Origin of the sequence: Aeromicrobium sp. IC_218, from assembly GCF_004336805.1 — a bacterium.
GTDB lineage: Bacteria > Actinomycetota > Actinomycetes > Propionibacteriales > Nocardioidaceae > Aeromicrobium.
In genome coordinates this window covers 38,976-63,096 of record NZ_SJXM01000016.1, presented here as the reverse complement: position 1 = coordinate 63,096, position 24,121 = coordinate 38,976, and the positions used below count along the sequence as shown (strand labels likewise).

At 70.6% G+C, this 24,121-nt stretch carries 26 protein-coding genes; 17 read left to right on the top strand and 9 right to left on the bottom strand.

Translation table 11 applies throughout. From position 1 onward, the window contains the following. Nucleotides 1–74: 74 nt before the first annotated feature. The 9 genes from E0W78_RS14840 to E0W78_RS14800 all read right to left on the bottom strand — a co-directional run bounded on the left by E0W78_RS14840 (nucleotide 75) and on the right by E0W78_RS14800 (nucleotide 6,258). Nucleotides 75–1,808 carry a hypothetical protein gene (locus tag E0W78_RS14840; RefSeq protein ID WP_131404710.1) on the bottom strand — a complete coding sequence of 578 codons (1,734 nt, stop codon included), beginning with the start codon at nucleotides 1,806–1,808 and terminating at the stop codon, nucleotides 75–77. Nucleotides 1,809–2,120: 312 nt separating this feature from the next. Further along, nucleotides 2,121–2,786: an RES family NAD+ phosphorylase gene (locus E0W78_RS14835; protein ID WP_131404709.1), complete on the bottom strand. Its 666-nt coding sequence runs from the start codon at nucleotides 2,784–2,786 to the stop codon at nucleotides 2,121–2,123. Beyond that, the gene (locus tag E0W78_RS14830) at nucleotides 2,783–3,367 is read right to left on the bottom strand and encodes a hypothetical protein (protein WP_131404708.1); all 585 of its coding nucleotides are present in this window, start codon (nucleotides 3,365–3,367) and stop codon (nucleotides 2,783–2,785) included. Before E0W78_RS14830 ends, E0W78_RS14835 begins: the two co-directional genes overlap by 4 nt. 74 nt (nucleotides 3,368–3,441) lie before the next feature. Further along, entirely contained in the window at nucleotides 3,442–3,918 is a 477-nt protein-coding gene (locus tag E0W78_RS14825) for a hypothetical protein (protein WP_131404707.1), read from the bottom strand. A gap of 209 nt (nucleotides 3,919–4,127) precedes the next feature. Then, nucleotides 4,128–4,784, bottom strand: coding sequence for a hypothetical protein (locus tag E0W78_RS14820; RefSeq protein WP_131404706.1), 657 nt, complete (start codon nucleotides 4,782–4,784; stop codon nucleotides 4,128–4,130). A gap of 55 nt (nucleotides 4,785–4,839) precedes the next feature. Beyond that, nucleotides 4,840–5,451: a hypothetical protein gene (locus tag E0W78_RS14815; protein ID WP_131404705.1), complete on the bottom strand. Its 612-nt coding sequence runs from the start codon at nucleotides 5,449–5,451 to the stop codon at nucleotides 4,840–4,842. Between the two features lie 118 nt (nucleotides 5,452–5,569). Further along, complete coding sequence (locus E0W78_RS14810; protein WP_131404704.1) at nucleotides 5,570–5,791, bottom strand: hypothetical protein; 222 nt, start codon at nucleotides 5,789–5,791, stop codon at nucleotides 5,570–5,572. A gap of 30 nt (nucleotides 5,792–5,821) precedes the next feature. Then, nucleotides 5,822–6,016 (bottom strand): helix-turn-helix domain-containing protein, encoded by a 195-nt coding sequence (locus E0W78_RS14805; protein WP_242686371.1) that lies wholly within the window; start codon nucleotides 6,014–6,016, stop codon nucleotides 5,822–5,824. Beyond that, the gene (locus tag E0W78_RS14800; protein ID WP_131404703.1) at nucleotides 6,013–6,258 is read right to left on the bottom strand and encodes a hypothetical protein; all 246 of its coding nucleotides are present in this window, start codon (nucleotides 6,256–6,258) and stop codon (nucleotides 6,013–6,015) included. The genes E0W78_RS14805 and E0W78_RS14800 overlap by 4 nt, the downstream gene beginning before the upstream one ends. Nucleotides 6,259–6,821: 563 nt before the next feature. Between E0W78_RS14800 and mobC the strand changes: the two genes are divergently transcribed. The 17 genes from mobC (at nucleotide 6,822) to E0W78_RS14715 (ending at nucleotide 24,101) form a co-directional block, all read left to right on the top strand. Beyond that, nucleotides 6,822–7,217, top strand: coding sequence for a plasmid mobilization relaxosome protein MobC (gene mobC / locus E0W78_RS14795; protein WP_165570530.1), 396 nt, complete (start codon nucleotides 6,822–6,824; stop codon nucleotides 7,215–7,217). Next, nucleotides 7,214–8,881: a relaxase/mobilization nuclease domain-containing protein gene (locus E0W78_RS14790; RefSeq protein ID WP_131404701.1), complete on the top strand. Its 1,668-nt coding sequence runs from the start codon at nucleotides 7,214–7,216 to the stop codon at nucleotides 8,879–8,881. The genes mobC and E0W78_RS14790 overlap by 4 nt, the downstream gene beginning before the upstream one ends. A gap of 33 nt (nucleotides 8,882–8,914) precedes the next feature. Next, nucleotides 8,915–9,616 carry a hypothetical protein gene (locus tag E0W78_RS14785; RefSeq protein WP_131404700.1) on the top strand — a complete coding sequence of 234 codons (702 nt, stop codon included), beginning with the start codon at nucleotides 8,915–8,917 and terminating at the stop codon, nucleotides 9,614–9,616. Nucleotides 9,617–9,919: 303 nt separating this feature from the next. Beyond that, entirely contained in the window at nucleotides 9,920–10,660 is a 741-nt protein-coding gene (locus tag E0W78_RS14780; protein ID WP_131404699.1) for a FadR/GntR family transcriptional regulator, read from the top strand. Nucleotides 10,661–10,787: 127 nt separating this feature from the next. After that, entirely contained in the window at nucleotides 10,788–12,128 is a 1,341-nt protein-coding gene (locus tag E0W78_RS14775; RefSeq protein WP_131404698.1) for an MFS transporter, read from the top strand. A gap of 107 nt (nucleotides 12,129–12,235) precedes the next feature. Beyond that, nucleotides 12,236–13,459: a CoA transferase gene (locus E0W78_RS14770; protein WP_131404697.1), complete on the top strand. Its 1,224-nt coding sequence runs from the start codon at nucleotides 12,236–12,238 to the stop codon at nucleotides 13,457–13,459. Beyond that, nucleotides 13,456–14,262: an enoyl-CoA hydratase-related protein gene (locus E0W78_RS14765; RefSeq protein WP_131404696.1), complete on the top strand. Its 807-nt coding sequence runs from the start codon at nucleotides 13,456–13,458 to the stop codon at nucleotides 14,260–14,262. Before E0W78_RS14770 ends, E0W78_RS14765 begins: the two co-directional genes overlap by 4 nt. Continuing rightward, nucleotides 14,259–15,482, top strand: coding sequence for an acyl-CoA dehydrogenase family protein (locus tag E0W78_RS14760; RefSeq protein ID WP_131404695.1), 1,224 nt, complete (start codon nucleotides 14,259–14,261; stop codon nucleotides 15,480–15,482). Before E0W78_RS14765 ends, E0W78_RS14760 begins: the two co-directional genes overlap by 4 nt. Next, the gene (locus E0W78_RS14755; RefSeq protein ID WP_131404694.1) at nucleotides 15,479–16,237 is read left to right on the top strand and encodes a glucose 1-dehydrogenase; all 759 of its coding nucleotides are present in this window, start codon (nucleotides 15,479–15,481) and stop codon (nucleotides 16,235–16,237) included. The genes E0W78_RS14760 and E0W78_RS14755 overlap by 4 nt, the downstream gene beginning before the upstream one ends. A 17-nt stretch (nucleotides 16,238–16,254) precedes the next feature. After that, the gene (locus E0W78_RS14750; RefSeq protein WP_131404693.1) at nucleotides 16,255–17,133 is read left to right on the top strand and encodes a 3-hydroxyacyl-CoA dehydrogenase family protein; all 879 of its coding nucleotides are present in this window, start codon (nucleotides 16,255–16,257) and stop codon (nucleotides 17,131–17,133) included. Between the two features lie 10 nt (nucleotides 17,134–17,143). Further along, nucleotides 17,144–18,022, top strand: a complete 879-nt coding sequence (locus E0W78_RS14745; protein ID WP_131404692.1) for a 3-hydroxyacyl-CoA dehydrogenase family protein — start codon at nucleotides 17,144–17,146, stop codon at nucleotides 18,020–18,022. Between the two features lie 2 nt (nucleotides 18,023–18,024). After that, complete coding sequence (locus E0W78_RS14740) at nucleotides 18,025–18,801, top strand: enoyl-CoA hydratase-related protein (RefSeq protein WP_131404691.1); 777 nt, start codon at nucleotides 18,025–18,027, stop codon at nucleotides 18,799–18,801. After that, on the top strand, nucleotides 18,798–19,847 hold the full coding sequence (locus tag E0W78_RS14735) for an acyl-CoA dehydrogenase family protein (RefSeq protein WP_131404690.1): 1,050 nt from the start codon (nucleotides 18,798–18,800) through the stop codon (nucleotides 19,845–19,847). The genes E0W78_RS14740 and E0W78_RS14735 overlap by 4 nt, the downstream gene beginning before the upstream one ends. Next, nucleotides 19,844–21,514, top strand: coding sequence for an AMP-binding protein (locus E0W78_RS14730; protein WP_131404689.1), 1,671 nt, complete (start codon nucleotides 19,844–19,846; stop codon nucleotides 21,512–21,514). Before E0W78_RS14735 ends, E0W78_RS14730 begins: the two co-directional genes overlap by 4 nt. Then, nucleotides 21,511–22,632 (top strand): CaiB/BaiF CoA-transferase family protein, encoded by a 1,122-nt coding sequence (locus tag E0W78_RS14725; RefSeq protein ID WP_131404688.1) that lies wholly within the window; start codon nucleotides 21,511–21,513, stop codon nucleotides 22,630–22,632. Before E0W78_RS14730 ends, E0W78_RS14725 begins: the two co-directional genes overlap by 4 nt. 24 nt (nucleotides 22,633–22,656) lie before the next feature. Further along, the gene (locus E0W78_RS14720) at nucleotides 22,657–23,652 is read left to right on the top strand and encodes an NADPH:quinone oxidoreductase family protein (RefSeq protein WP_131404687.1); all 996 of its coding nucleotides are present in this window, start codon (nucleotides 22,657–22,659) and stop codon (nucleotides 23,650–23,652) included. Then, nucleotides 23,649–24,101, top strand: a complete 453-nt coding sequence (locus tag E0W78_RS14715; protein WP_131404686.1) for a MaoC/PaaZ C-terminal domain-containing protein — start codon at nucleotides 23,649–23,651, stop codon at nucleotides 24,099–24,101. The genes E0W78_RS14720 and E0W78_RS14715 overlap by 4 nt, the downstream gene beginning before the upstream one ends. Nucleotides 24,102–24,121 lie beyond the last annotated feature (20 nt).

Below are 24,121 nucleotides of genomic sequence, written 5' to 3'. Positions count from 1 at the left end.
GATGAGTAGTCGTGGTGGAAATATGAAGTGTCCAATCAGCGTCGTTTGCTCGGGACCCGGCTCTAGGACTGGTCTTAGGCGTCAGCGTGCTTGTCGCGACCGCCGAGAAGGAAGGCGTTGACATCGAAGTCTGGGTCGTGGTCGCCCGCTACTAGGCGGCGCTCCCACTCAATCAGCATTTCGTTACCCGGGACTTCGGATACCGCGTTGGCCGCGAATGCGACAGCCTCGGCGTGCCGGCCGTCAGCCTCTAGGCGATCGGCGGTCTCCAGCTGAATAAGGGCGTCGATCGCCGGCGGGAGTGGAGCATGGTCTTTTCTGCGCCGAGCCTCGGTTCGGGCCTGCGCCATAGCGGCGAGCTCGTCTGCATTCCATGGCGGCGTCGCCTGCTTCCCCAGCAACCAGAACGTGAATGAGCTCGGCGATGGTTGGTTCAGGACTGGGCCGAACGCTTCAAGGAACGCGGCGGCATCAGCGGGATGCTCCTTTGGGTCGACACACGAGTGCCAGAGCGCGTGGGTCGCGATCAGAGCCGTCTTTGCTTCCCCGGCCGCAAGGCCTGGGACCAGTCCTTGGATCTCTCGGCACACGTCGCCCATAGGAAAGCCGTCGGTGTGGTCGCCAGCGAACCAACCAATCAGCGCTTCCGCGAAACCATCCAGTCTCTGGGTTGCGTTTTCTTCTGTCAGTCCGCCCGGCTGCCAGATCCAGTATTGGGGAGCAAGCTGCATCTCAACGATGCCGGGGAGGGCTTGCCGATAGTCCCATGGTTCCGCCGGGACTGTTTCCGCGTCGCTGACGTAGCGTCTAACGACGTGCCGAGTAAGACGCCACAGTCCGGCTAGGGTGAGGACGCGCTCGAAGTTCGGCTCGTACGCGGTTTCCGCGCCATCGGTGAAGACCCAGACCCCCTCGCCCAGATCCTCGAGGACGTGGCTTCGGCGCGATCGGACGTCGTAAGCCACGCTCAACATGCGCTCCATATCTGGTGCGCGCGGCGGTCGAACAGTTCCAATCGCTTCGGAGCGGTAGTACTCGGGCGACAACCGGGCGAGGGTTGATGAGACGAAGCGTCTCTTCAGGCCGGTGCGCTCGGCCTCAAGAACAGCAGCGCGCACCCTGTCAGCCGTTGCCTCGTCAGTGTCCACCAGCGCGGCATCGATGATCTTGCGCTTTGATCCGTCGTAGCGGTCCCAGCTCGCGGCCGGCGCCAGCGAACTACTCGAGATCGATTCCAGGGCTGCGACCATGTCGGTATAGGCGCCCGTCGGGTCATCCAATGCTCGGCGAGTAGCGTCCACCACCCTGCGGATTGCACGGATCACCCGCACGAAGTCGTCCCGGGAAAGACCGATCAGGTCCTGCATGAAGTCCCGGACCGAGCGCCATTCTTCGGGCTGGACCGCTTGCTGAGGTTCAAAAAGCCCCGGGAAAAGGTCATTGGCGGAGCGCCGCCGGCTGGCCCCGTCGCCGCTGACGAGGCGATGAACTTGGTCGTGGTCACGGCCAACTGTGCGGTTCAGCACGAAGGTCAGAACGTACGCGACGTCATCAACTAGGTCGGTGCCTCGTGTGGCGAACATGAACTCATCCGTGCCGTCAGGGCGCTGGGCCTCGAGGCGGTCCGTCACCGTGATCATTGCCGATGAGACCGCGCGCACGTCGGTCGATGGAGTGATCTCGCCTAGCGGCAACGTGATCGGGTTTTCGCCTACCAACCAGGCGTTGCTGTAGACCGTGAAGCGGTGCTCTGACTCATGGAGCGGCACGCCTGGGCGGAAGAATTTCCCGGACGCAATCTGCAGCATGAGTTGACCACGCAGTTGCCGGGGTCCCTTTCTATTCACGGGACCATCTTCGTCGGTTCCGGTTGCAGTGGGACGCAAGTCGGGACTCGCGGATGGCCGATAATAGATCTTATGTCATGTAGAGCGCTTTCCGGCGCTCCCCGAGGTGGAATCCCCGACACCTCCCGCTGAGGCGTGAGACTCCCGGACCCGGCCCGGCACGAACGGGCGGCCACCCTCGCCTGCAGCGGGCTGGACGCACCATTACCGGGTCGGTGCGCCTTGGGCGGGCTCAGCCCGATGCTAGGCGCAGGCCGGCTGTGTGCGCGAGCCCTAGTCCGGCTCGAGGTCGTCCTCGGTCGGGATGATCTCGCCGGGCCCGGAGGGCGGCCTGATGACGCGGTAGCCCTCCTGGGATGCGGCACCGGGTAGGTCCTGGTGCTCGAAGTCGCCGCCGAGTGCGGCCGCGGGTCCCGTCGGGCCAAAGACCGCCAGCGCGAACGCGTCGCCAGCGCTCATCCGCGGGCGGTAGATGACCCCGTCGAAGGCCGCCTCGTAGAACGCCGCGGCCCAGCGCTGCGTCAGCTCGTACGTGCTCGGAGCGGCGCCCAGCTCGGCGTTGATCCCGTACGGCTCTGCCTCGTTGCAGCAGCAGTCGGCGTACGAGCCGTCTGGGACGTCCGTGCGGGTCACCAGCCGGCCGGCCAGAACCGAGCTGGGCACCGGCTGCGTGCGCCAGTGGCCCAGGATCTCGTTGATCGCCGCGCGCCGGGTGCTGGCCGCGTAGCAGGTCCCGTGCGGCTCGCGCAGCGTGAAGCGCGACGGCTCGTGCTCGGGGACCGAGGCGAAGTACCAGCAGCCACGGTCTGGTGCGTCCGGGAAGTCTGGGTGCACGCGCCACCCCGGGACCGACCAGGTTGCGCGCGGGAAGTCCTCCAGGTCGGCCGGCGGCTCCCCCAGCGCCGACTCGTGGTGGGGCGCGTCCTGCTCGGTGCTCACGCTGCCGGGCTACCCATCAGCGGCGCCAGGTCGGCAGCCAGGCGGGCGGCCAGCTTCTGGACCGGCTCGACCGGCTTCTCCTGGCGCGCCCAGTCCAGCGGTGTGAGGCCGTCCAGCTCGGTAGCCGGCTCGAGCAGCAGCGTGGCGACGCCCCAACCATCGAGGTTGCGCAGCGCCTTGAGGAGGGGTCGCAGCAGCGGGCGCACCGCGACCTTGCCCGAGCCGCTCCGGACGAACTGACTCAGCGGGTAGACCCACTGGTTGTCGCCTCCGCGGCACGCGAGCACCCGGCCGTCGCGGCGCGCTTGGTGCAGGGCCTGGCGGCTGACGCCCAAGGCTGCCTGGGTGCGGGTGGTCGACCAGAACGGGCCCACGAGGTCGACGAGCTCGTTGCTCTCGACCGCTTCGGCAAGGCGGGCGTGCTCGGTGATGGTCAACGCCAGCTGGTCGGGTGCGATGAGTGTGACGTCGCCGAAGACCAGGTCAGTCTTCTTCAGCCGCTCCCCCACGACCGCCAGGTAGGCGTCGATGTCCCCGTCGGACCGGACGGTCCACTCCTCGCGGTGCTTGATGTCGCTCATGTCGTCACGTCCTTGCGTCAACTGCGTCAAGCACAAGTCTTGCTCGCAGTGTCAAGCACGTCAAGCAGAGCGCCTCACCGGGTGGTGTCGATGACCAGCCGCTGGGTCCTGAGGTCGAGCCCGCCGAGGGGGTCGGACTCGAAGCCGGCGATGGAGGCCCGGTAGAGCTCGCGGCCGAGAGGCACGCCGTAGAAGTCAGCCTCCCACGCGCACACGCCGTCCTGCGCGGGCGCGCGTGGATCACGCTCGAGCTCCGCCGTGGACACGACCTCGTCGCTGGAGTCCAGCAGCTCGATGGTCGCGCCGGTGCGGATAGCGTCATGCTGGCCGCCGAGGGACTCGCACCGCGACCCGGGGCTGCCATCTGCGATGCCGAGCGCGTCCAGCGCGACGACGCCCGCGGACACGACCATCGTCTCGGTCGCCGGCTCAGACGCCGTGGTGCTGGCCGCCGCGCTGGGCTTGGCCGCTGCCGGCTCCTCGTCGCTGCCGGCGCACGCGCCCAGCACGAGCGCGACGATGGCCATGAGCGCCGCTCCCCCGATCTTCACCGGGTCAGTCTGCCCGGCCTGGTGGCCCGACGTCAGCCGTATCGGGCGATGGCCGGTCAGCGCAGGAGAACCGGGGGTGTCGGTGAACAGTGAACGCGGCGGACCCGCGTCGCGTCGGCCGCATCGAGGTAGGTGCTCATGCCAGCACCCATGCGGCCATGGGACAGGCGGTGCCGAATCGATGCCGCTTGCTCCCGCTACGTCTACCCCTAGTCCTCGATGAAGGGCAGGTCTCGCTCGATTGCCGAGCGGGCTTGCTCTTGCCTCCCCACAGCTGCGGGCAGTCGGTTGGGCGCGATCGCGCGGATCTCCAGCAGGAGCTGGAGGTTGAGCAAGCCGCAGCGCAGGGCCTCCGACTTCATCACGGGGTCGACGGGTCCCTTGTTCCTGCTGACCTTGCGCACTGCGAGGCTGAGGAGATCGGCCGTCTCGGGCTCAAACTCACCGATTCCGCCCATGAGCACGGCCACCCCCTGAACGAAGAAGGAGACCTCCGTCCGTGTGAGCGTGCCGTCGCCCAATCGCTTCCCCAACTCCCGAGCCTCCTCTGATCGCCCCAACGATTGCTGCCTGAGCAGGTGGAGCTTCTCGTCGTCCAGCCGCTCCTGCCGTAGACGGCGGTCCTGCTCGATCTGAGTTGCCCGCGCCTCCGCATCGATCTTGCGCTCGTGCGCCCTCTGCCTTGCGTCAGCCTCCCTCTGGTGGCTGAGTGTGAACCAGACGGCGGCGAGGGTCGCCCCCGCACCGATGAACGCGGAGACGACGGCGATGGCCAGATCGACCGACCAGATCGAGCCGTCGATCTGACACGAGAAGTCCGGGTTGCTGGTGTTGAGAATGTTGCATGTGAGGTCTTCGAGGCGCACGAGCCGCAGCGTACGGCGCGCCTCCGGCGGGCGGTCCGGAACGGCCGTTCGTCAGTCAGTCGGACTCGGTGAGCGGTTCGCTGGCAGCTACTTCGCGCTGGATGTCCGCCGCGCGCGCGTGCCCGGCGGCGATGTCGCGGGTACTGAGGTGCTGCCACAGGACGTCGTCGATCCGCTTGAGACGGAGAAAGAAGTCCTGCCGTGGTCGCCACTCAAGATAGGACTCGGAAGCGTTCTCCCTGTCGATCTGCTCGATCAGCTTCGTCGCGTGCTCCGACAGGGACTCAGCGAGCTGGTCATCCAGTCCACGAGCGAACTCGGCCAGGTTTCGCATCCGGTAAGCCAATACCTTGGCCTGCCACTCGCTCCCGTTGACGAGAACATGGTGGCTCTGTTCGATGAGCTGCTCGCAGTCGCGGTCGACCCGCTGGCCGTCCGCTTGGAGACGCGCGTCTTTTGCTTCTTGCTCACGGATCGCAAGCTCCTTCGCGAACATGTCACGTTGGGCAGTGAGTTCCTTGCGGCTGATGTGCCAGGTGACGATGACGGCGATAGCCGCGAGGCACACGCCGAGCACCTCGGAGCCCAGGAAATGGGACTCGGCGTTGCAGGTCACGACGCCGTTCAGGGCGTCGCTGATGTCGCAGGTGATCTGGTCGAGGCGCACGAGCCGCAGCGTATGACGGGGCGTGCTCTCGAGGTGCACGGATGAGTGCCGCAAGGCGCAGGCCTGAGGCTCCGGCTGCGGTCGCACCCGCACGCCACCGGCTGGTGACCGGCGCCGTTCAGCCTGTGGCCGCGATCTGACAGGTGAGCGCGAGCAGGAGCAGGCAGACTGCCCAGCCGAGTCGGTGGGTGAAGGTCCGACGGATCTGGGCGGCCTGCTCTCGGTGGCCGTCGGCGAGCTGCTGGCGAACGAGCCCCGGTTCGCGCAGCGACTTGATGATGAGCGCGAGGCTCGCCAAGGAGAGGGCGAGGCCGAGCGCCAGCAGCAGGATCTCGGCCATGTGGTGCCCCCCGCATCGGATGGATGGTGTTCACCCTCGATCCTGTGTGGTCGACTCCCAGGTGTCCAGCGCGTCGGGGTGGTAGCGGATGGAGCGGCCGAGACGGACCCAGGCCGGCCCGGTGCCGGCACGTCGCCAGCGTCGCAGCTGCTCGACGTCGACGCCCAGTCGGCGGGCGGCGTCTCGCGCGGTGAGCATGAGCCCGCGCGTGGCCACGGCGCTCACCAGAGCCTCATCTGCTCGGCGTCCAGAGCGAGCCGCTCGAGGTCGTTGACCGCCCGCCAGCGGTCGGCCGGCGACACGTCCTGGGTGGTCGATTGGGACGTCGCCCGGGTGTGGTGTGGACGTGCCTCGGTGATGAGGTCGGGGTCGTTCGCGCTGGCCTCGGTGATGCGGTTCATGGCGGCGTTGGCGCGTCCGCGGATCTGCTCGAGCTCGATGCTCGAGAGGTCGGTCCGGGTGCTCATGGTGCTCTCCTTCGTTCGGTCGTCGGGCCGCTCGCGGCCCGCTTCTGACTCGGTGACGGAAGCCGGTAGACGGACCCAGCCATGAGGCTTGAAGTGACCGCCTGGCCACACCAACCCCCGCCCCCGATAGATGCCGAACATGCGCCGGCGAGCACCCGTCAAGGACGGCCGGAGGCCGCAGCGCTTGTCCTTGACGGGTGGGAGCGGCGCGTCAGAATGTTCGGCTTCGGGGGCGGGGGTCGGTGCCCGACCGCAGGTCGGGAGAACACCGCGCGTAGCGCCTTGCTGATCGCCCGTTGGGCGATCCCGCGAAAGCGAGTGCGGGCTGCCGTGCGGCGGCGTCGCGCGGCGTGTGAGCGGGAGCAAGCTAATGCACAAGGGCGCCTTGTGCGCTCTTGGCCTAGACCTGCCGGTCGAGGCCTGCCACACTTGGGGTGTGGAACTGCCCTGGCGGGCTCGCTGCGCTGGGCGTGAAGATCGGGGGAACTGCGATGGCTGAGGAGCGTCGCGACGCGTCCGAGGGGGCCGTGCCGGCCCGCTCTGGGGAGCGTGTTCGGCCGGGTGTGCGGCAGGTCCGCAAGCCCGGTGCCCCGCGCCCGATCCAGCACAAGGTGAAGGTGACCGCGGAGCAGGAGGAGCGTCTGCTCGAGCGCGCGGCGGAGCGCAACGTGACGGTGCCCAGGCTGCTCGTGGAGTCGGCTCTGGCCGGTGGTGCGGACGCGGCGAAGCTGCGTGCGGAGATGATCGGCGAGCTGTACCGAGTGGCCCGCCTGGTGGGCAAGGTCGGCGTGAACATCAACCAGATCGCGCGGGTCACGAACGCGACCCTGGAGGCCCAGCCGGAGACCGCCGCGGCGATCGCCGCGCACGGTCGAGTGATGGTCCGGCTCGAGCAGCTGCTCGACGACCTGGACCGTCCGCTCCCCTCCCCCGCGTCCGGTCAGGAGTCGGCCTCGTGATCCCGAACGTGGTCAAGGGCGGCGACATGCGCGGCCTGCTGCGCTACCTCGCCGGACCAGGTCGAGAGAACGAGCACACCAACCCGCACGTGATCGGCGGCGACGACTTCCTGCTCGCGTGGCACGGCAGCGAGGAGCTGAACGCGGACGCTGCCGGGGAGATCTCGGACTTCCTCGAGCAGCCGCGTCAGCACTGGGGCACGGAGATCCGATCGCAGGTGACGGCGGTCGACCCGGAGACCGACGAGCGGGTGGTGGTCGGCTACCGCGACCAGCACGTCTGGCACTGCTCGCTGTCCCTGCCCGTCGACGACCGGACCGTGTCGGACGATGAGTGGCGCGCGATCGCGGCGGACTTCATGGACGAGATGGGGTTCACCGAGGCGTCGGGGAAGGCGCCGGCGCGGTGGGTCGCGATCCACCACGGCACGTCCAAGCGCGGCAACGACCACATCCACATCGCGGCGTCGATGGTCCGTGAGGACGGCACCCGGTGGGACGGCCGATACGGGGACTACCGCCGGGCGCAGGAGGCGTGCCGCTCGATCGAGCGCAAGTACGGGCTGGCCGCCGTCGCTGGCCGCGAAGCGGGCCTCGGCGCCCGGGGCGCGAAGCCGGCCGAGCTGGCCCAGGCCGAGCGGGCGGGGATGCCGCACACCGCTCCAGTCGAGCTCGCCCACCGCATCCGGTCCGCGGCCGTCGCGTCGCAGAGCGAGGACGAGTGGATCAGGCGCGTGCGCAAGGCCGGTGTCGTGCTCAAGCCGTACTACGCGAAGGGCACGACCGACGTCGTCACCGGCTACAAGGCGGCGTTGAAGCCCGAGGACTACAACGAGCGGCTGGTGTTCTACGGCGGCGGTCGCCTAGGCAAGGACCTGTCGCTGCCCCGCGTGCGCGAGCACTTCGCCGAGCCGACCTTGGAGAGCTCCGCGGCCGCGGCTGCGGAGTGGACGGCGGCGGCCAAGGGCCAGGCGCCGGCGCTCCGTGGTGGACCCGACGACATGACCCTGACCCCGCAGGCGCCGGTGAACGCGGCCCGGTGGCTGGCGGACTTCAACGACCAGCTGAAGTCGATCCCGCTGGGCGACGACGTCGCCTGGTCGGACGCAGCCCGGGACGTGTCGGGTGCCCTGTCGGCGTGGGCCCGGTTCGACACCGAGAACCGGGATGAGCTGAACGCCGCGGCCGAGCAGGTCGCGCGATCGGCGCAGGTCCGTCGTGCCGGCGTCCCGCATCGGCGCCCGTCGTCGTCGACGTTGGGTGCGGCGGTCGTGCTGCTGCAGACCCGGACCGACGGCAAGGGCAAGGTCGCCGGCACGCTCATGGCCCGCCAGGTGTTCGGAGCGGTCAAGGCGCTGCACGATCGGCAGGTGTCGATGAAGCACCTTGCTGAGGCGGAGGTTCTGCGCACGCGTGCGCTGGAGCGCCTGCAGCGAATCCCGTTGACCGGGTACGGCGATGAGACGACGGCGCGGGTGGCCGTCGCGGCCGACCTCAAGGCCGCCGGCGAACGCGCCACGGCACAGAAGGTCGCCGACGCCCAGCGGGGCACTCGCCCCGAGCCCGGCGATCCGGCCAAGCCGCCGATGCCGAACCAGCTCGGTCCGCAGCGTGCACGACAGCGAACTGGTCGCGACGGTCGCGACCAGGGGCACGGACGATAAGAGGGGGAACCAGCGATGGTTGACGACGATCCGATGGACGACCTGCAGGGCGCATCGACGATGGCGGTCACCAGCGCCGCCCGGGCGGCGGAGTCGCTGCTGCGAGCCTCGCAGGACCGGGCGCTGCGCCGCGGAGCGCAGACCAGTCAGGAGGCCGACGACGCGCAGCGCCGCTACGAGACACAGGCGACGGTCGCTGAGCAGTTCTACCGGCGCGCCGCCACCGCGGACTTCGTCCGCGACGAGTCGACCGAGTCGGTGGTGAACGCCTGGCGCGGGGCGCAGGAGTGGAGCCAGCGGGACCCGGCCCGGTTCGGGCCGCACGCCGTGGCGATCACCAAGACCATCCTCGAGGTGCGGGGCGTCGACCTGGCCGACCCCGACCGGGGTGAGCAGGCGCTCGAGGAGCTGCGCGAGCAGGTCCGCGTCGAGGGCGGCGTCGACATCGAGCACGAGCACGAGCGCCAGGACGACGGTGTCGACCGCGAAGCAGTCCCCGGCCTCGCAGCTGACCTGGACTACGACTCCACCGATGCCCGACGAGCCCGCGCAGAACAGATCGAAGCATCCGACCTCGCCCCGGAGGTCAAGACCGCGCTGAAGATCACCGACAACCAGCAGGGCCACGACCCCGCGCTCTCGGCTCGAGCTGGCAGGGGCCGGGAGAAGGCGACCGATAAGGGCCGTGCGGCTTCACACGATCGCGCGCGCAGGCCTCCAGGTCTTGGACGGTAGCCGAAGGCCATCGTCCGCGGGTGCTCGCCGCGATTGCGCTCATCGGGAGCCATACAGTCGGGAGCCCGCCCGGAGTGCCAGGCTGGTCGATTGCTGCTCAGACAGCTGTCGACGGCGGGCAACATGTCATTGCTACAGGTGACGGCTCAGCCATCACTCGGCTTGATCGTGAGCGAGCTCGGCGAGACGCACTACCCGGTTCACCTGGGGTTTTGCAAAGGCGCCCGAAGACGCCTCTCGTGGTGTGCCTCATTAGGTGCAAATATTGGACATTAAGCACTGAGAAGGAAACGAGGTCTGCTCATGACGACAGCCCAGGACGGCGCTGTTCGCAAGGTAATCGGTCAGAAGGTCCTGCGTCCGCGGCAGCAGGTCGAGGAAACGATCCGCGCCGCCATCCTGTCCGGGGAGCTCAAATCCGGAGAGATGCTGCCGCCGGAGGCGGAGCTGGCTCGACAGTTCAGTGTCAGCCGCACGACACTGCGCGAGGCTCTGCGTGTGTTGTCTTCCCAGCACCTCATCGTCAAAGTTCCTGGAGCGGGCGGAGGCAGTTTCGTCCAGGCAGTGGACCATCATTCGTTGGGCGCAGTCATGATCGATTCGGTTGACAATCTCCTCGCCCTCGGCACGATCGAGTTCAGAGAAGTGGCTGAGGTTCGACAGTTATTGGAGGTGCCCTCCGTGCGCCTGGCCGCGGGCAACCGCACGGCCGAGGAGGTGGCTGGTCTGACCGACATCGTCGAGCGCCAGAAGGCCGCCTCCGTGGACGACCCCGACATCCCCGACTTGGATCGTCAGTTCCACACCCTGATCGCCCAGGCGTCTGGCAATCGGGTGCTCGCGTCGTTCGTCGCGGCGCTGCACCACGCCACTGAGCCCGTCCATTACCTCGACCTGTCGCCTGACGTGGGCCGCGAGACGGTCAAGCAGCACCGGGCGATCCTGCGCGCAATCGAGCAACAGGACGCCGACGCCGGAGAGCATGCCATCGTCGAGCACCTCACCTACCTGACGCAACGCATCACGGAGCACCGCGACGCCTGAACCTAAATGTTGGACCTTGCGCAGGTAGTCTAAAGTCCTCTAGTGTGTCTGGCGTCACACGTGTGACCCGCACTACACCATCCGGTGTCGCCAGCAGTGCGGACGGATCTTCGTCCTGGAGGACACCGTGGCAACTACCCCCGAGACCTCGGAGGTCTCGATCAAGCGTGTCGCTGGCGCAAGTCTTATCGGCACCACGATCGAGTTCTTCGACTTCTTTATCTTCGGCACAGCGGCGGCGCTGGTCTTCAACAAGCTCTTCTTCCCCGACTTGGAGCCGCTTGCGGGCACTCTGGCCTCGTTCGCAACGTTCGGAGTCGCGTTCGCCGCCCGCCCGCTAGGGGCAGTGATCTTCGGACACTTCGGGGACCGGGTCAGCCGCAAGCGAATGCTCGTGACCAGTCTGATGATGATGGGCATCGGTACTGTCGCTGTGGGCCTGCTGCCGACGTACGACCAGGTCGGCGTCCTGGCCCCGATCCTCTTGGTTCTGTGCCGCCTGGTCCAGGGCCTCGCGCTCGGGGGTGAGTGGAGCGGAGCCGTGCTCATGGCCGTCGAGCACGCGCCGCCGGAGAAGCGGGCCTTCTACGGCAGCTGGCCGCAGATCGGTGTCCCGGCCGGCCTGGTGCTCGCCACCGGCATGTTCTTCCTGGTCCAGCAGCTCTCAGACGATGCGCTGGAGTCGTGGGGCTGGCGTGTGCCGTTCCTGGTGAGCTCGCTGCTGGTCGCGCTGGGCCTGTATATCCGGCTCAAGATCGAGGACTCGCCGGCGTTCCGCGAGGTGAAGGAGAACAAGCAGGAGCACCGGTTCCCCGCCGGCACCGTCTTCCGCCGGGCGGGCTGGCGCGTGCTCATGGGCGCGATGGCCAACGGGGCTGCGAACATCCCTTTCTACATGGCCACCGTCTTCGTGCTCAGCTACGGCGAGGACGACGGCATCAGCCGCAACACGATGCTCGGCGCGGTCTGCCTGGCCTCGGCGGTCCAGGTCGTGACGATCCCGATCGCGGCGACCTTCTGCGACCGCATCGGCCGCCGCCCGATCATGCTCCTGGGCTGCGTGCTCACCGCGCTGATGGCTTTCCCGTTCTTCTGGCTCGTGGACACTGGCAGCACGGCGGCGATCATCCTCGCGCTGCTTATCGCGCTGCCGGTCTGCCACACGTTGACGTACGGCCCGCTGGCCAGCTTCCTGCCCGAGCTCTTCCCGACCGAGCTGCGCTACAGCGGCTCGGGCATCGCTTACACGCTCGGCGGCCTCTTGTTCAGCGCCCCCGTGCCGTTCGTCGCGGCGGCCCTGCTTGACCGCTTCGACGCCTCGTGGCCGCTCTCGATCTACATCATCGTTGGTGCCGTGCTGACGTTCATTGCCGTGGCACTCGCTCGCGAGACCCGCCGCGACGACATCGCCTGGTCCTTGGGCGACGATGACCGTGAGCGCCGTACCGCCGCGCCCTCGGGCGTCTGACAGACCCCGCGGGTCGCTCGGCGCTGGCGCCCGAGCGGCCCGCGGTCCCTTTCCCCCAGCACTTGACCACTCTGTCTAATGTCCGACATTATGAAGGCGTGACGACGATGACCTCTCCGACGATCTCGGGCCCGCTCGCGGGCGTCCGGGTGGTCGACCTGACCACCTCGTACGCGGGACCCACGGCCGCGATGTACCTGGCCGACCTGGGCGCCAGCGTCATCAAGGTCGAGCGCCCCGGGTCCGGCGACGACACCCGTGGCTGGGGTCCGCCGTTCGTCGACGGCGCCTCGGCGTGGTTTGCCTCGGCCAACCGCAACAAGCGCTCCGTGGCCCTCAACCTGCGCGCCGAGCAGGGCCGCGACGCCCTGCTGCGGCTGCTGGACGAGGCCGACGTGTTCCTGCAGAACATGAACCCCAGCAAGCTGGTCCGCTCGGGCATCGACCCCGAGTCGCTGCGGGCGCGCAACCCGCGCCTGGTCTACTGCGCTCTGTCCGGCTTCGGTCTGGACGGACCCGACAGCGGGCTGCCCGGCTACGACCTCGTCGCGCAGGCTCGGTCGGGCCTCATGTCGGTCACCGGCGAGAAGGGCCACAGCCCGCAGCGGGTCTCGACCGCGCTGTCGGACGTCGCCGCCGGCATGTGCGCGGCGATCGCGGTGAGTGCGGCACTGGTGCGCCAGGCCCGCACGGGCGAGGGCGAGGTCATCGACGTCTCGCTGCTCGACGCCGACCTGGCCCTGCTGGCTCCGCGGCTGGCCGCGTACCACGCGGGCGAGCCCGAGCCGGCCCCCAGCGGCGGCACCGACTCGGTGCTCGCCGTCTACCAGCCGTTCGAGGCGGCCGACCGCTCGCTCGTCGTGGCCATCGGCAACGACGCGATGTGGGTCCGGTTCTGCGAGGTCGTGGGCCTGCGCGCGCTCGCGACCAACCCGGCCCTGGCCGACAACGCCGGGCGCCGTACCCACCGACCCGAGGTCACTGCGGCGATCGCCGACCGGCTGCGCGAACGTCCGGCGGTCGAGTGGTGCCGGTTGCTCGGTGAGGCCGGCGTCCCGGTGTCGTTGGTGCAGTCGATGTCGGAGGTGGTCAAGGACCCGCAGGTGGTCGCCCGCGGCAGCCTCCTGCCGGTGCCCGGCTCCGGCGATGCGCTGGTCAGCGTACGCAGTCCGTTCCGGCTCGGTTCGGTGCCCCAGCCGCGCAACGAGCGGTTCCCCGCCCTCGGCGCCGACACCGAGGCGGTGCTGCTCGAGCTCGGCTACGACGCCGACGAGGTGCGACGCCTCGCCGAGTCCGGCGCCGTCGGCACCCTCGACGAGGTGGCCTCGTGAGCGCGGACGCGTCGCTGCTGGTCCGCACCGCAGGCGCGGTCACGACCCTCACGATCAACCGACCCCAGGCGTACAACGCGCTGGACGCCGACGTCCTGGCCGGCCTGCGCGCCGCCGTCCTCGCCGCGGCGGACGACCCGGCCGTCCGGGTCGTCGTGATCGACGCGGCGGGCGAGAAGGCGTTCAGCGCGGGGGCCGACCTCAAGGAGCTCTCGGGCATGGGGCCGGACGAGGCCCACGCGACCATGCGGGCCGGCCAGCAGGCGCTGCGCGACATCGAGCGCGCACCCGTGCCGGTCGTCGCCGCCGTCCAGGGCCTGGCGCTCGGCGGAGGCTTCGAGCTGGCGCTGAGCGCCACCTTCCCCGTGCTGTCGACCCGCGCGTCGCTGGGCCTGCCCGAGACGAGTTTGGGCCTGATCCCGGGGTACGGCGGCACCCAACGGCTGCCTCGGGCGGTGGGCCCCCGGGTCGCCGCGCATCTCATGCTCACCGGCAGCCGCCTGGAGGCGGACCGGGCGTACGCGCTCGGCCTGACGCCGGTGCCGCCCGTGGCGCCGGGCGAGCTCGCCACGACCGTGGCCAAGATCGCCGCGGCGATCGCCCGTCAAGGGCCCGACGCCGTCCGCTCGGTCCTCACCGCGCTGGAGTCAGGTCGCGACGCGGCGCTGGACGCCGGCCTGCACCTGGAGACCGGTCTGGCCGCGCTCGCGGTCGCCTCGGCCGAGTCCGACGAGGGCATCACCGCGTTCCTGGAACGACGTCCCGCCCGGTTCGCCGAGCCGGCCACGAAGGAGCAGGCATGAGCGCCGAGCCGCTGGATCTCGACCGCGACCCGAAGGCGTACCTCGCCCTGCACGGGCTGCTCGACGAGCCGGCGTCCGACGCGCTGCTGACCGAGCGCGAGCGTGAGGTGCGCGCCCGGACGCGTGACGTCGTGGCGCACGAGGTCGCCCCCCGCGCCGCGGCGCTCGACGAGCGGCACGAGTTCGCGCACGACAGCGTCCAGGCGCTCGCGCGGGCCGGCCTCATGGGCCTCGTCTTCCCCGAGCACCTCGGCGGCACCGGTGACAGCAACGTCGCCTACGCCCTGGCCATGGAGGAGGTCACCGCCGGCTGCGCGGCCACGTCGCTGGTCTTCATGACCCAGATGCACGCCGCCTACCCGATCCTGCTCGCCGGCAGCGACGCGCTGGCCGAGCGCTACGTCCCCGGGCTGCTCGACGGCTCGGTCTACGGCTCGCTGGGCATCACCGAGCCCGACGCCGGCAGCGACGTGTCCAGCCTCAAGACGACCGCGGTGCCTGGTCCGGACGGCTACCGGCTCAACGGCGCCAAGACCTTCATCACCACCGGCGACAAGGCCGGTGTCATCATCTGCTTCGCCACGACCGACAAGTCACTCGGTCGCGCCGGCATCACCGCGTTCGTCGTCGATGGCACGTGGGACGGCGTCGGGCACGGCCAGCCCTTCGTCAAGATGGGCATGCACGGCTCGAGCACGGCCGAGCTGTTCTTCGACGACGTCCAGGTCCCGCGCGACCACGTCCTCGGCGAGGAGGGCCAAGGCTGGCGCGTCGTGATGAGCTCGGTGGTCAAGTCGCGCATCAGCGCCGCGGCGCAGGGCGTCGGCCTGGCCCGTGCCGCGTACGCCCGCACTCTCGCCGCCCTGACCCGCCTGCACGGCCGGCGCCTGCCCGACGAGCACACGTTCGCGCTCGCCGACCTGCGCGGCCGGATCCTGCAGGGGCGCCTGCTGCTGCACGCCGTCGCGCGCCAGGTCGACGCCGACCCGCACGTCGCCACCGGGCTGATCGGGATCATGAAGCAGTCCTGCACGGACCTGGGCTTCCAGGCCTCCGTCGAGGCCGTGCGGATGCTGGGCCCGCACGGCGACCTCACCGTGCTCGGCGTGGAGCGCTGCCTGCGCGACGCCAAGGTGACCCAGATCTACGACGGCACCAACGAGATCCAGCGGCTGCTCATCGGCCGCGAGACCACCCGAGCGATGGAGGAGCTGGCATGAACGGCGGACCGATGGAAGGCAAGGTCGCGATCGTGACCGGGGCCGGCCGAGGCCTGGGCCGGTCGATGGCCGAGGCCCTGGTCGAGGCCGGCGCCCGCGTGAGCGTCGCGGCGCGGACCCGCTCGGAGCTGGACGCCTTCGTCGACGAGGCGCGAGCCGCCGGCGGCGAGGTGCTCGCCTGCCCCACCGACGTGACCGACGAGGCGTCCGTCGAGCAGATGGTCGCCGCGACGGTCGAGCGCTTCGGCCGGGTCGACGTGCTGGTCAACAACTCCGGCATCGTTGCCTCCACCCCGCTGATCGACCAGCCCGCCGAGGAGTGGGACCGGGTCATCGCGACCAACCTGCGCGGCACCTACCTGGCCACCCGCGCCGTCGGGCGTCACCTGGTCGCGCAGGGCTCGGGCAAGGTCGTCAACATCGCCTCGAACTTCGCCCTGCAGGGTGTCGCGGACCACGCAGCGTACTCGGCGTCCAAGGCCGGCGTCATCGCCTTCACCCGTTCGATGGCCGTCGAGTGGGCCCGGCACGGCGTCCAGGTCAACGCGATCGCTCCGGGCTACTTCGCGACGCCGCTGAACGCCGACATGCGGGCGGACGCCGACACGCTGGCCAAGGTGGTGCGCGCGATCCCGGCTCGCCGCATGGGCGAGCCGGCCGAGCTCAAGCCGTGGCTGCTGCTGCTCTCCGGCAGCGCCTCGGACTTCATGACCGGAGAGGTCGTCGTCATCGACGGCGGCCAGAGCATCCGTTGACCAGGGCAGGAGCACCCATGAGCAACCAGAGCAAGACCGTCGCCGTGCTCGGCGGAGGCACGATGGGTTCGGGCATCGCCACCGTCATGGCGCGCGCGGGACACACCACGATCCTGTACGACGTCGTCGAGCAGAACCTGCAGCGCGGGATCGACACCGTGCACGGCTTCTTCGACCGCAGCGTCAAGCTCGGCAAGCTGGACGCCGACGCCGGCGAGGCGGCCAAGGGGCGCGTGGTCGGCAGCACCGACCTGCGCGACCTCGCCCCCAGCGACGTCGTCGTCGAGGCGGTGTTCGAGGACCTCGGGCTGAAGAAGGACCTGTTCGCCCAGCTGGACGAGATCGTCTCGGACACCACGCTGCTCCACACGAACACGTCGACGCTGTCGGTCACCGGCATCGCGTCGGGCTCCCGGCTGCCAGAGCGTGTCGTCGGCACCCACTACTGCAACCCGGCCCCGCTGATGAAGCTGGTGGAGGTCGCTGACGGCCGCCACACCGGCAGCTGGGCGCACCACGCGACGGTGGACTTCCTGAGCGGCCTGGGCAAGACGAGCGTGATCACCCAGGACCGTCCCGGGTTCATCGTCAACCGCTTCCTCATCCCGTGGGAGAACTCCTGCATCGCGGCGCTCGAGGCGGGCGTGGCGACGAAGGAGGGCATCGACGCGGCAGTGCTGGGCTCGATCGGCCACCCGATGGGCCCGTTCCGCCTGCTCGACATCGTCGGCATGGACATCCACCAGCAGGTCGCGACCCGGTTGTACGAGCAGCTCCGCGACCCGCGCTTCTTCCCGCCTCCGATGGTCGAACGGATGGTCGCCGCCGGCGACCTGGGCCGCAAGACCGGCCGCGGGTTCTACGACTACGACGACACCCGCCTGTTCGGGTCCTGAGGAGGCAGCCATGACGGACTTCAACACCATCGCCGTGCTCGGTCTGGGCACGATGGGCGCCGGCATCGCGCAGGTCGTCGCGCGCTCCGGCCGCTCGGTGGTCGCGCTCGAGGCCGACGAGCAGCGGCTGGACGACGGTCTGGCCGCGGTCGCCGCGTTCCTGGACGGCAGCGTGGAGCGCGGCAAGCTCGCCCCGGACGAGCGCGACGCCGTGCTGGGGCGCATCACCGGCACGACCGACGTGGCCGACCTGTCGAGCGCCGAGGCGGTCGTGGAGTCGGTCAGCGAGCAGCTGGAGATCAAGGTCGCGCTGCTGGAGCGGGTCGCGGCCGTGGTCGGCCTCGACGTGCCGCTGCTGACCAACACGTCCGCGCTGTCGGTCACCGACCTGGCCGCGCGGCTGCCGCACCCCGAGCGGGTGGCCGGGCTGCACTTCTTCAACCCAGCGCCGCTCATGCGGACGGTCGAGGTCGTCCGCGCGTTGCAGACCGGCGAGACGCTGGTCGAGCGGCTCGTGGCCCTCGTCGGGACGTTCGCGGACAAGGACCCGGTCGTGGTCGATGACCGCCCGGGATTCCTGGTCAACGCGCTGCTGCTGCCGTACCTCAACGACGTCATCGGCGAACTTGATGCGGGCTTGGCCACCGCCGAGGACCTGGACGTCGCGCTCGAGCTCGGCCTGGGCTACCGGACCGGTCCGATGCGGATGCTCGACGTCATCGGCCTGGACGTGCACCTGCACGCCACCGAGGCCATCCACGCCGCCACCGGAGACGCCCGCTACGCCGCGCCCCCGCTGCTGCGCCGCATGGTCGCCGCGGGCCGGCTCGGCGACAAGAGCGGGCACGGCTTCCGCGTCACGCCGGACAACCACCACGAAGGGCAGTGAGCATGAGCTACGAGGACATCCGGGTCGACGCCGAGGGCGCGGTCCTGACCATCACGATCGACCGGCCGGACGCGGGCAACAAGTTCCGCCAGCAGACCTGCCTGGAGCTGTTCGACGCGCTGCAGCGGTTCCGGCTCGACCCGGCGCTGCGCGCCGCGGTGCTGACCGGCGCCGGCGACAAGTTCTTCTGCATCGGCGGTGAGCACGACCCGCTCACGTCGCTGGACCAGTCGCAGGTGCTGCCGATCATCGACGTCTACCAGGCGATCGACACCATCCCCAAGCCCGTCGTCGCGGCCGTGAACGGCTTCGCGGTGGGCGGCGGCAACGTGCTGCACACCGTCTGCGACCTGACCATCGCCGCCGAGACCGCGGTCTTCCGCCAGGTTGGCCCGATGGTCGGCAGCTTCGACGCCGGCTACGGATCGTGGTACCTGGAGGACACGATCGGCCGCAAGCGGGCCAAGGAGATGTGGTACCTGAACCGCAAGTACTCCGCTGAGCAGGCGCTCGACATGGGCCTGGTGAACGAGGTCGTGCCGGCGGCCGAGCTCCGTGCCCGGGCCGCCGAGGTCGCGCGCGAGATGACCGAGCGCAGCCCGATGGCGCTCGCGGGCATGAAGGGCGCGTTCTCGGCCCGGCACAACGGCGTCTCCGGGCAGGCCCGGATGGCGCACGACCAGCAGCTGACGCTGTACCTGCAGACGCGCGAGGCCCACGAGATGAGCACGGCGTTCGGCGAGCGGCGCAGCCCCGACGCCGAGAGCTTCTGGTCATGAGCCGGCACGGACCGACGCTCGAGCGCGAGCAGGACGCGCTGGCCGGCGTCCTGGACGACCTCGGTGCGTCGCGACCGGCCGTCGGCGACGACCCGTCCGCGGTGGCCGCGCTGGTCGGCGAGCTCGCCGCGATGGGAGTGTGGACGGTCGGGGTGGCCGAGGGGCTCGGCGGTGGCGGCGCCGACAGCCGCACCACGGGCGTGGCGCTGGAGCGACTCGGGCGGCACTGGCCCGCCCTGGGCTGGGCGTCCGTGCAGGCCCACGCCGCCGCGACCGTGCTGGGCGGCGTGCCTGAGCACGCCGAGCTGGGCGAGCAGTTGCACGCCGGCGCGGCCTCGGTGGCCGTGGTCGAGGCGGATGCACCGCACGTCCGGCTGCGCCGGACCGACGGCCTCCAGGGCGAGGTCGACCGGGTCGACGCCGCCGCGGAGTCGCCGTGGCTGCTGGTGCTCGACGGCGACGCGGACGCGCTGCTGGTCGCTCCCGACGGGATGACCGTCGAGCCCGTCCGCACGACGGGCCTGGCCGGTGCACTGACCCGTTCGATGCGGGTGGCGGCGGGGCCCGGCGACGTGGCAGAGCTGTCCGGGCTGGACCTGGGCGCCGTTCGGGCCCGGCTCTGGCTCGGGGTTGCGGCCGTCGCCGCCGGTCTCGCCGGTGCCGCCGCCGACGCGGCGCTCGCCTACGCCTCGGACCGGCGGCAGTTCGGCGACACACTGACCGCGCTGCCGACCGTCCGACAGTCGCTGCTCACCCAGGCCGGCCGGGCCGCCACCGGCGTGGCCTCGGCGCTGTCCGGCGAGCGGGCGCCGGTCGACGCCCACGCTGCCGCCCGCGAGGCCTGCGAGGCGGCCGTCGACGTCGCCGCCGCGGCGCTGCAATCACACGGCGGCTACGGCTACCTGGTCGAGTACCCCGCCGAGCGGATGCTGCGTGACGCCGTGTCGCTGCGCGCCGCCACCGGCGTCCACCCTGCCGCGGTGCCGGTCGCCCGCGCGCACGCCGGCCTGCCGACTGATCCCACGCTCCGGAAGGACGAGTCATGACCCCCGCCCCGACCCAGGCCCCGCTGTCCGAGCTGCTGGACGGCCAGCACACCCCCGTCGACGAGGCGACCGCGCAGCGGTGGCGTGACGAGGGCTGGTGGGAAGGGCGCACGCTCCGCTCGCTGCTCACCGAGGCGGCCACTACGCACCCGGACCGCGCCGCGTTGGTCGGCCGCCGCAGCGACGGCACCCGGGTGACCCGCACGTACGCCGAATTCGACGCGAACGCCCACCACGCGGCCGCCGTGCTGTCCTCGCTCGGCGTCGGCACCGGCGACGCCGTCGTCGTGATGCTGCCCAACTGGGTGGAGTACCCCGAGCTCGTGTTCGGCATCAACGAGCTCGGGGCGATCTACGCCGGGATCCCGGTCGCCTACGGCGAACTGCAGGCCGCCGCCATCCTGCGCCGCAGCAAGGCGAAGGTCCTGGTGATCCCGCGTCGCTGGCGCAGCACCGAGCACCTGGAGCTCTCGCGCCGGCTGCGCGAGCAGATCCCCACGCTGCGGCACGTCGTCCTGCTCGACGACGACGCGTCGGACCTGCGCGAAGGCGAGTCGCTGTGGTCCAGCCACGCGGACGTGTCGGCGCGCGAGCTCCCCGAGCCGGACCCAGGCCGGCTCTGCTACCTCGGCTTCACCTCCGGCACCACCGGCGAGCCGAAGGGCGCGATGCACAGCCACGACACGCTGCTGTACTCGATCCGCCAGCAGGCCGAGCACGTCGGACCGGCCGTCTACGGCGATCCGATGGTCCAGCTCGTCGCGTCCCCGGCCGGGCACCACACCGGCTTCGCCTGGGGCATCCTGTTCACCGTGCTGCTGGCCGGCACCGCCGTGCACGTCGATCGCTGGGACCCGGCCTGGGGTGCGGATGTGATCCGCGAGGAGGGCATCACGACCTTCTTCGGGGCGCCGACCTTCCTGCAGGACATGATGCGCACGGACCTGGCGGGCGACCCCGACTGCCCGCTGACCTGCCTGGTCATCGCCGGCTCGCCGGTGCCGCGCAACCTCCCGGCCCAGGCCGGCGAGGCGCTAGGCGCCTACGTCGCGCCCGCCTGGGGACTGACCGAGTGCAGCATCATGAGCTCCTGCACGCCGACCGAGCCCGACGCCATCCAGCGCACGGACGGCTCGATCTTCGCCGGCTCCCAGGTGCGGGTGATCGGCCTGGACGGCGAGGACGTCCCGACCGGCGAGGTCGGCGAGCTCGTCATGCGCGGGCCGGGCCTGGTCTACGGCTACTACGACCGTCCCGACGCGACCGACGAGGCGTTCCTGCCCGGCCTGTGGTTCCGCAGCGGCGACCGGGCCAGCCTGGACGAGCACGGCTGGTTGTCGCTGCGCGGCCGCAGCAAGGACATCATCATCCGCGGCGGCGAGAACATTCCGGTCACGGACGTGGAGTCGCTCATCTTCGACCACCCCGACGTCGTGAACGCCGCCGTCGTGGGCACGCCGGACGAGCGCCTGGGCGAGCGGATCTGCGCCGTGCTGGTGGTCAAGGACGGCCGGCCGGAGCCGACCGTCGCCTCGCTCGGCGAGTACCTCGTGGGCAAGGGGATGTCGAAGCACTACCTGCCCGAGCGCATCATCACGATGCCCGAGCTGCCGATGACGCCGAGCGGCAAGATCCAGAAGTTCAAGCTGCGCGAGATCCTCTCGTGAGCGCGCTGCCGCTGGCCGGCGTCAAGGTGCTTGACCTGTCCACCCTGCTGCCCGGACCGCTCGCGACACTCATGCTCGCCGACGCCGGCGCCGACGTGGTCAAGATCGAGCGTCCGGGCACGGGCGACGAGATGCGCACGTACGAGCCCCGCTTCGGTGAGGCGAGCGCCAACTACGCCGTGCTCAACCGGGGCAAGCGTGCGTTCGCGGCTGACCTCAAGGACCCGGCGCAGCGCGACCGCGTGCTCGCGCTGGCGGCCGAGGCCGACATCGTGATGGAGCAGTTCCGACCGGGGGTCGCCGACCGCCTCGGCCTGGGCCACGCGGCGGTCGCCGCGATCAACCCCGCGGTCGTGTACTGCTCGATCAGCGGGTACGGCCCGGTCGGACCGCACGCCCCGCGCGCCGGCCACGACCTCAACTACCTGGCCGAGTCCGGCCTGCTCGGCACCGTCACCGACGCGACCGGGTCGCCGGCGCTGCCGGTGACCGTGCTGGCCGACATCGCCGGCGGCACCTACCCGGCACTGGTGAACATCCTGCTGGCGCTGCGCCGGCGCGACCTGACCGGGGAGGGCACGCACGTGCAGGTCTCGATGACGCACAACCTGCAGGTGCTGTCCTACGGCTACTTCGCGGCCCACCAGGCCGGCGACGGGTGGCCGCGCCCGGGGGCCGAGCAGCTCACGGGCGGGAGCCCGCGCTACCACCTGTACCCGACGGCCGACGGACGCCACGTCGCGTGCGCGGCGCTGGAGCAGAAGTTCTGGGACCGGCTGGTTGACCTCGTCGGCCTGGACCCGGCGCTGCACGCCGACGCCGGCCAGGAGCCGGCGGTCGTCGCCGCCCTGACCGACCTGTTCGCCGCCCGTACCGCCGACGAGTGGCGTGCGCTGCTCGACGGCGAGGACGTGTGCACGGTCGTCGTCGCCACATGGGACGAAGCGGTCGCGGCCGGACTCGTGCTGACCGACGGCCCCGACCACGTCCGGGCGCCTGGGTCGGACGCGTCCTTCGCGACGCTGCCCAGCCCCCTCGCCCCGTCGCTGCGCGGTCCGGCCGGCGTCGTCCCCTACCCCGCCCTCGAGTCCCTTGGCTCGGGCTCCCCGTGGGCCTGACCCCACTTTCGCAAGGAGATCCCCGTGCGCGCTGCACTCGTCAAGCAGTTCGGTCCCCCCAACAGCCTGGTGGTCGAGGAGGTGCCGGACCTGGTTCCCGGCCCCGGTGAGGTCGTGGTCGAGGTCGCGGCCGTGAGCATCAACTTCCCCGACATCCTCGTCGTCGAGGGCACCTACCAGAACCTGCCGCCGCGCCCGTTCAGCCCGGGCAAGGAAGCCGCCGGCCGCGTGCTCGCGGTGGGCGAGGGGGTCGAGCGGTTGCGCGTGGGCCAGCGCGTGCTTGCGCTAATGGAGCACGGCGGTTATGCCGAGCAGCTGCTCGTGCCCGCCGACGTGGTCACCGAGCTGCCGGACGTGATGAGCTTCGTCGACGCGGCCGCCTTCGGCCTGGTTTATTCCACTGCCCACTTCGGGCTGCGCCGTCGCGGGAGCGTGGAGCCGGGCGAGACCGTGCTGGTCACCGGGGCCGGCGGCGGCGTCGGCTCGGCCGGCGTCCAGCTGGCGAAGGCGTGGGGCGCGCGGGTCGTCGCGCTCGCGCAGGACGAGACCAAGGCGGCGCTGGCCCGGTCGCAGGGGGCCGACGTCGTGCTGACCTGTGGGCCGGAGACGCTGCGCGACGAGCTGCTCGCCGCCACCGACGGCCGGGGCGTGGACGTCGTGCTCGAGATGCTCGGCGGCGACTACCTGACCCAGATCATCCGCGCCACGGCCTGGGAGGGTCGCGTGGTCGTGGTCGGCTTCGCCTCCGGCGGCCAGAACCCGATCAAGCCCGGCCACCTGCTGGTGAAGAACATCTCCGTGAGCGGTCTGCAGAGCAGCGACTACCGCGACCGCACTCCGTCCCTCATGCGCCAGGCGATGACCGAGCTGTTCCAGCTGCACGTCGAGGGCCGGCTGGACGCAGCGGTCGACCGCACCTACGCGCTCGAGCAGGTCGGCGAGGCACTGCAGTACGTGAAGGACGGGAAGGTCAAGGGCAAGGTGGTCCTCACCACCGGGCTGGGCGGGGACCCGTCATGACCCTGTGGTTCGACGACCTGGTCGTCGGACGCTCCTGGACGAGCCCCTCGCGAACGGTCACCGGGGCGGACGTCGGGGCCTTCGCCGGTCTCACCGGCGACCACTACGGTCTGCACACGAGCGAGGAGTTCGCGCGCCGGACGCCGTACGGCACCCGGATCGCGCACGGGTTGCTCGGGCTTACCTTCGCCCACGGACTCATGTGGGCGCGCACCGGCGAACTGAACGAATCGGTCGTCGCCTTCTTGGGCATGGCCGACTGGCGCTTCCGCGCGCCGCTGCACCTGGGCGCCACCATCCACGTCGAGTACGAGGTCACCGCTCAGCGGCGGTCGGAGTCCGACCCGTCCCGAGGTGTCGTGGAGTTTGGCGTCCGGGTGCTCGACCACGACGCCACCGTCCTGCAGGACGGCACCAAGACCCTGCTCGTCGCGGCCCGACCGCGCTGAGCACCCAACCACGGAGGTAC